Source organism: Shewanella sp. SG41-4 (assembly GCF_014164505.1).
In the GTDB taxonomy this organism is placed as follows: domain Bacteria; phylum Pseudomonadota; class Gammaproteobacteria; order Enterobacterales; family Shewanellaceae; genus Shewanella.
Genome location: NZ_JACJFI010000239.1, coordinates 1 through 5,941 on the forward strand (window position 1 = coordinate 1; position 5,941 = coordinate 5,941).

5 protein-coding genes are annotated in these 5,941 nt (G+C 40.2%); all 5 read right to left on the reverse strand.

Translation table 11 applies throughout. The features are described 5' to 3' along the window. Nucleotides 1-181, reverse strand: a 181-nt coding sequence (locus H5202_RS17035) for a transcription termination/antitermination NusG family protein (protein ID WP_272490476.1), incomplete at its 3' end; no start/stop codon positions are given. A 599-nt stretch (nucleotides 182-780) separates the two neighbouring features. Continuing rightward, nucleotides 781-1,338 carry a DUF4136 domain-containing protein gene (locus H5202_RS17040; RefSeq protein WP_182773129.1) on the reverse strand — a complete coding sequence of 186 codons (558 nt, stop codon included), beginning with the start codon at nucleotides 1,336-1,338 and terminating at the stop codon, nucleotides 781-783. Nucleotides 1,339-1,557: 219 nt separating this feature from the next. Next, nucleotides 1,558-3,306, reverse strand: coding sequence for a sugar phosphorylase (locus H5202_RS17045; protein ID WP_182773130.1), 1,749 nt, complete (start codon nucleotides 3,304-3,306; stop codon nucleotides 1,558-1,560). 27 nt (nucleotides 3,307-3,333) lie between these two features. Then, the gene (locus tag H5202_RS17050; RefSeq protein ID WP_182773131.1) at nucleotides 3,334-4,554 is read right to left on the reverse strand and encodes a glycosyl transferase; all 1,221 of its coding nucleotides are present in this window, start codon (nucleotides 4,552-4,554) and stop codon (nucleotides 3,334-3,336) included. A 1-nt stretch (nucleotide 4,555) separates the two neighbouring features. Next, a complete protein-coding gene (locus H5202_RS17055; protein WP_182773132.1) occupies nucleotides 4,556-5,416 on the reverse strand; it encodes an HAD-IIB family hydrolase in 861 nt (286 codons plus the stop codon). Between the last annotated feature and the right edge of the window lie 525 nt (nucleotides 5,417-5,941).

The window sequence follows — 5,941 nt, forward strand, 5'->3', positions numbered from 1 at the left end:
GATCAAAATAGATAAACAGGTAGCTTGGGAATAGTGGCGCTGTAACCATTTTTGGTTTGTTGCGGACCATTTTTTGCTGGGTGATAACAGGTAAATAACTCTCGACTTCTTGTAAAGCCAAATTTTGCTGTGCACGTACTTCATGACGTGGTTTGCAATACAGTAAATACCAAGATTTCATTATTACTCGCTTGTTTAAATTTGCTCATCAATCTGAGCAAGTGACATCCCATTCACGGTTTACGATATTAACAAACTTACTTATCTATTTGAATGGGTTTTTACGCCACAGTGCCTATAAATACAGCGTTTACGTTATCAATTGGTTTTATATTAAACAATAACGACAATAATTATAATCTAAACTGAGAAGTAACTAATTGATTTATCATTCGAGATTTATCTTACAACTTTAACGCACGCAACTCGGTTAATGTTGCTTTATGTAACTTAAAAACTCTTGGTAATGCCAACCTGCATATATTTGCTATTGCCAAATGAAAAAATGCCCCCTCAACACGTGTCAATATCCTGTGTATTTAAGGGAGATTTAACAACAAATTGACTGTGTTTTATATCATGCTATTTCACTTCACGGTACGACTATCAGAATTTGACTTTATCGATAATTCAATTGATTACTCAATCGTTACCTTACTGATAAGTTCTACTTAAATGAGTCATTAATATCAGTTTTAGGCGATATAGGTATTACTCGCCAACAACAAAAAACCTCGATAAACGAGGCTTTCATTTGTACCTTTTTTGTAGCCGTAAAGACTACTTATTTGGCTTGGGTGGATAATTCATCATTACTGAACCAATTGCTTGATTAATCGTATTAATTCGCTCTTCTGGAGTGCTTTGTTCACGCACAGTATCGGCTACAGTTCCACGCCAAATTAACTTTCCCGTTTTGTTATCCACTAAGTCGACCATTAATGTGCCAACATCGTATTCACGCACGGTGGTTTCACTATGAATACTGCCGCCTAATCCCCAACGTGGACCGTAATATGGGTTGTAGCCAAAGTTACTATTAAAAGTGTCGATATTGATTTTCTTATCAACTTTGGTGATGTAATTAACTAATAAGTCAGCATTTTGTTTTTCTGTTTTGCTAATGCCTTTTTGGCTTAATTGATTTTCGATTGCAACACGGATACGTTGATCCATGAGGCCGTCTAAATGATAGCCCGCATCTTCATTTTTTTTCTCTACCCATGCGTAAGTTTTATATTGTTCAAAAGATACCGATGGATCAAAGTCGGAAGTTGATTTCATGCTGCTACATGCGCTTAATGCTAATATTGCCGCAGCTATAATTAGATTTTTCATACAGGCTCCAAAAAACAAGATGTCAATTATTACTAGCTTATCGTGAGCAAAGGCGTTGTCAAGTTAACAAGGTTTTATAACAAATGATAACAAGCGGAAATAGTGTTAAAGAGCGAAGACATGCAAAAACGATAACGAATGGTATAAGCGGAATAACGATGGTAAGCGAGACCAGCTTGTCATCGCCTGATATCGCTTGTCATCTATTACCATCGCCTGTCACCGCTCTTTTACATTGCTTATCCACACTGTTTGATAGGGTTGCAGTTGCATGGTTTGGGTGGTGTCTTCTATTGGTTGTCCGCTTAATAGATCAACCCAGTGTTCTGCAATAATAAGATTAAGTTCATTAATGGGAAGATCGGTGATTTGGTCTGATACATTACTGATGCAAAAGATACTTTGTTTACGGTTACGGCTTTGACGCCAAAAACCAAACAGCTGTAACCCAAGGTGTAAGGTGAATTGAGTAGCATTGGGATGAAATGCAATTTGCTGAGTGCGAATATTGATTAAATTGGTTAGCTCGGTTAGCACTTGGTTATGATTGCTGTTGGCATCATTTAGTTGCTCGGTTAATTGATTGAGATCCCAACGATGGCGGTTAATGGCACGATTATGGGAAGTGTTGGCCAGTTTTTCATAGTCGTTGCGGGTTCCCAGCAAACTGTGAATATAAATACCTGGAATGCCTTCGAGCGCTAACATAATGGTATGAGCACACACAAAACGTTGCATCCCCCATAAGTCTTTGCCTTTAGTGGTTCCTTGTAACGCATCAAACAAGGCTATGTTCATTTCGTATGGTTTTTGCAGGCCATCTTCTGTGGTTCTGGATGATATTTGGCCACCGAACTGTTTCATGGTGTCTACCAGAGTATCAATCTCAGCTTCGTCGAGTAAGCCCTCTGCCGGGCGTAAACCTATTCCATCGTGGGAAGCAATAAAATTAAAGTAAGTGGTGCCGTCTTGTGCGGGCGGCATGCTCATAAGCCAACGCTTTAAGTACAAGCAACTGCCGGTAATAAGACTGTTGATTAATAAAGGCGGCAACGAGAAGTTATATATGCAATGTGCTTCGTTAGCATTTCCAAAGTAAGTTAAATTTTGAGTGTTGGGAATGTTGGTTTCGGTAATGATGATGGCATCTTGTTGGGCGTGTTCAATTAATGTCCGCAATAAACGTACTACCCCATGAGTTTGCGGTAAGTTAATTGATTTATTGCCGACGATTTTCCATAAAAAAGCCACTGCATCGAGACGAAATATACTCACCCCCGCATCTAAATATTGACGAATGATACGGACAAACTCGATTAATACTTGTGGATTACGAAAATCAAAATCAACTTGATCATGGCTAAAGGTACACCACACATGTTGAGTGCCGTTAGGTGTCTCTGTTGGTCTTAATAGTGCTGACGTTCGTGGCCGAACCACCGCGCTTAAGTCATCATCTGGCTCGGCAGTAAAGAAGTAGTCATGGCCTACGCCCTCACCTTTGCAGAAATTATCAAACCATAGGCTCCGACTAGAGCAATGATTGATCACTAAATCTGACATCAATCGCCGTTTACTGGCAATAGCACTAATATCGGCCCACGAGCCAAGGCCTTCGTTAACACTTGAATAGTCGATAACCGAGAAACCATCGTCTGAACTGTAAGGGAAAAACGGTAAAATGTGCACAGCATTGATGCAACTTAAATAGCTGTCGATAAATTGTGCCAGCGTGGTGAGTGGCCGCTCACCTTGTTGGATCACACTGTCACCATAAGTGATCATAATGATGTCTTTTTCAGACCAATGATTCATAAAGGGTTCAGGTATTTGGCAATACTCGGTGATACGCATGATATCGATGAGCTGTTCAGCCAATGTTGGCACACTTATACCAATTTCGACATCGTTGTAAATACAGCTAAGTTGTTGCTGCAGCTTTTGCTGTAATCCATCCATTACTGACATAGGGTGTCCTCTTGGTCGATTTTGATATTAGCTAAACTCGGCATTATCTGCTTCAACAGCAGCTTTAAGCTGTTCAAGCACGTCGGGCATGGCACTCACGACTCGGCTCCATGTTGGCATAAACGGAGTTTCCATTGGATTATCTAAAAAGCGTTGCCCTGCTGTAACAATATTTTGGGCAAACATTTCAACCGCTTTTTCTTCTAAGTGGATATCCGTAGTCAAACCATTCATTAATGCATCATTATGATAGGTTTCGACATAATCGAGGGCGACTCGGTAATAAGTGGCCTTAAGGGTCCGGAATGATTCAGTACTAAAGGTATGCCCTTGAGTGGCTAATTTGCGGAAAAAGGCTTTAGTGATATCAATCGACATTTTAGACAAACCCGCGTCTTCATTATCCAGTGATAAGTCTTGATGTTTATGATCGTAATTGTCGGCTATATCGACCTGGCAAATGCGATTATGGGCATAGTTACGCTGCATTTCTGATAGCACGCCAATTTCTAAGCCCCAGTCACTTGGAATGCGTAGGTCATTAAGCACGTCTCGTCTAAATGAAAACTCACCCGCTAATGGATAACGAAAACTGTCCATGTATTCTAAATATTCGTTGTAACCGACTACTTTTTTAAGTGCTTTAATCAACGGCGTAACTAATAGACGTGACACTCGGCCATTAATTTGTCCATTAGAAATACGCGCATAATACCCTTTACTAAATTCATAGTTAAACTGCGGGTTAGCGACTGGATAAAGTAGCCTAGCGAGTAATGATTTTTCATAGGTAACGATGTCACAATCATGCAGTGCAACCGATTCTGTTTTACCTGAAGCCAGAATATAACCCATGCAGTACCAGACATTTCGACCTTTACCCAACTCTTTAGGGGCTAAGCCTAACGCTTGCAGCTTTGCATCCAGCGCTTGTAAGCGTGGGCCGTCATTCCACAAAATACGGTGATGCTGAGGTAACTCACCAAAAAAGCTTAGTGCGTGTTTGTACTGTTGCAGATCGGCTCTATCTAATCCGATCACAATTTCGGATAAATACGGCACCTGTTTTAATTTACTAACAATATCTTTAAGTGCAGTGCCTTCTAGCTCTGAATACAGAGATGGCAAAATTAATCCTAGCGGACGTGTTTGTGAAAACTTGATTAAGTCTTGCTCAAGCTCTTCATGGCTACGTCGGGTTAAATTATGCATTGTGGTGACAATGCCATTTTGATAAAAGTCGGCCATATTACGCCCCTCCAAATGGTAGTTGGTTTAGCTGTGATTCAGCCGATGAAGACAATAGAGTTTGCTTAATGCATTCAGCCCAACCTTTAGGGCCGCACTCGCTGCTTTTAATACTTTGTTTTTGGGTGGTTAAGATAGGGAATGGATGAACGGGTGACTTAATTTGTATCGCAAGATCAGCTGCTTCGAGCATGGCATTGTCATTACCACTATCACCGAGTGCAATAGTGGTCACTGGAGCGTTATATTGCTTGGAGTAGACCTCGGCTAACCATTTCATTGCCTTACCTTTATCGGTATCTCCACCAACATGTAAAAAGCGTCCACCCTGCAGGATATTTGCACCAGCGCGTGTCATCAACTCAATAAAGGCTTGTTTATTGGCTTCATTGCCTTGCCATAGTACTGGCTCTGCATAATGCCTAATCAATGCCAACTTGGCATTATCGGGTGACAAATCGGTGATTTCACATAACGCTTCAACTGATAAAGATGAAAAACCAATAAAGTCATCGTTAAATGCTTGTGCATGTTGGTTTAACAATTCAAGCCAGTATTTTCGCGGCTGACAAAACTCTTTTACCCAATAATATCCATCGGTAAATGTATCCTCAGGCTGTTGGTCAAAGTAGCCGATTGGGATATAAACGACTGCGCCATTTTCAGATATAAACGGTGAGTTAAAACCGATGGTTTGTTGTAGCTTTTCCATTTCAGCAAAGGTTTTACTGGTATTGGCGATAATAGGAATATGGCGTTCATTCAATGCTTCAATCACTTCAATTGCATGACTAAAACTATAGTCAAAATGGTCCAGTAAAGTGCCATCTATGTCAGTAAAGATAAGTGGTCGTGTTGTCATATCGTATCCCTTTTCAATCATTTAATACTGACTATCAAGAACGGTATCAAGCTGTATAAACGATAACGAGCGGTGACAAGCGGTATCAAGCGTAAAGCCTAGAAGCTAATTCGCTGCGCTGCTAGATGTTATAAAAGCTGAAAGCCAACGTTCAGCAGTTTCCACACAATCCGTTTGTTATCGATTTTTACTGCCCTAATTAGTAAGTGAACGTCCGCTTGTTACCTTCTTTCATCATTCTATTCGTAAGCGCACCGTTCGCTTGTTATCGCCTGTCATAGATCCATCAGTAAGCGCAGCGTTCGCTTGTTATCGCCCGTTATCGCTATTTCGCTATCGCTGTAACTCTATTAACTGATTAGGTAGATTCAGGATATGTGCCAAACGTAATAACTTTGCACCTTAATGGCACAAATAGACTTTACTCATTGATATATTTGATTTTATTTTTATATAAATAAAGATGAGGAAGAAAGGTGTATTCAACAGGATAAGAAGATATGTGCAACGATGAATAAAAAATGC

Coding starts and splice junctions, on each gene's coding strand:
- H5202_RS17040 (WP_182773129.1), bottom strand. CDS start 1,338: ATGAAAAATCTAATTATAGCTGCGGCAATATTAGCATTAAGCGCATGT.
- H5202_RS17045 (WP_182773130.1), bottom strand. CDS start 3,306: ATGTCAGTAATGGATGGATTACAGCAAAAGCTGCAGCAACAACTTAGC.
- H5202_RS17055 (WP_182773132.1), bottom strand. CDS start 5,416: ATGACAACACGACCACTTATCTTTACTGACATAGATGGCACTTTACTG.
- H5202_RS17050 (WP_182773131.1), bottom strand. CDS start 4,554: ATGGCCGACTTTTATCAAAATGGCATTGTCACCACAATGCATAATTTA.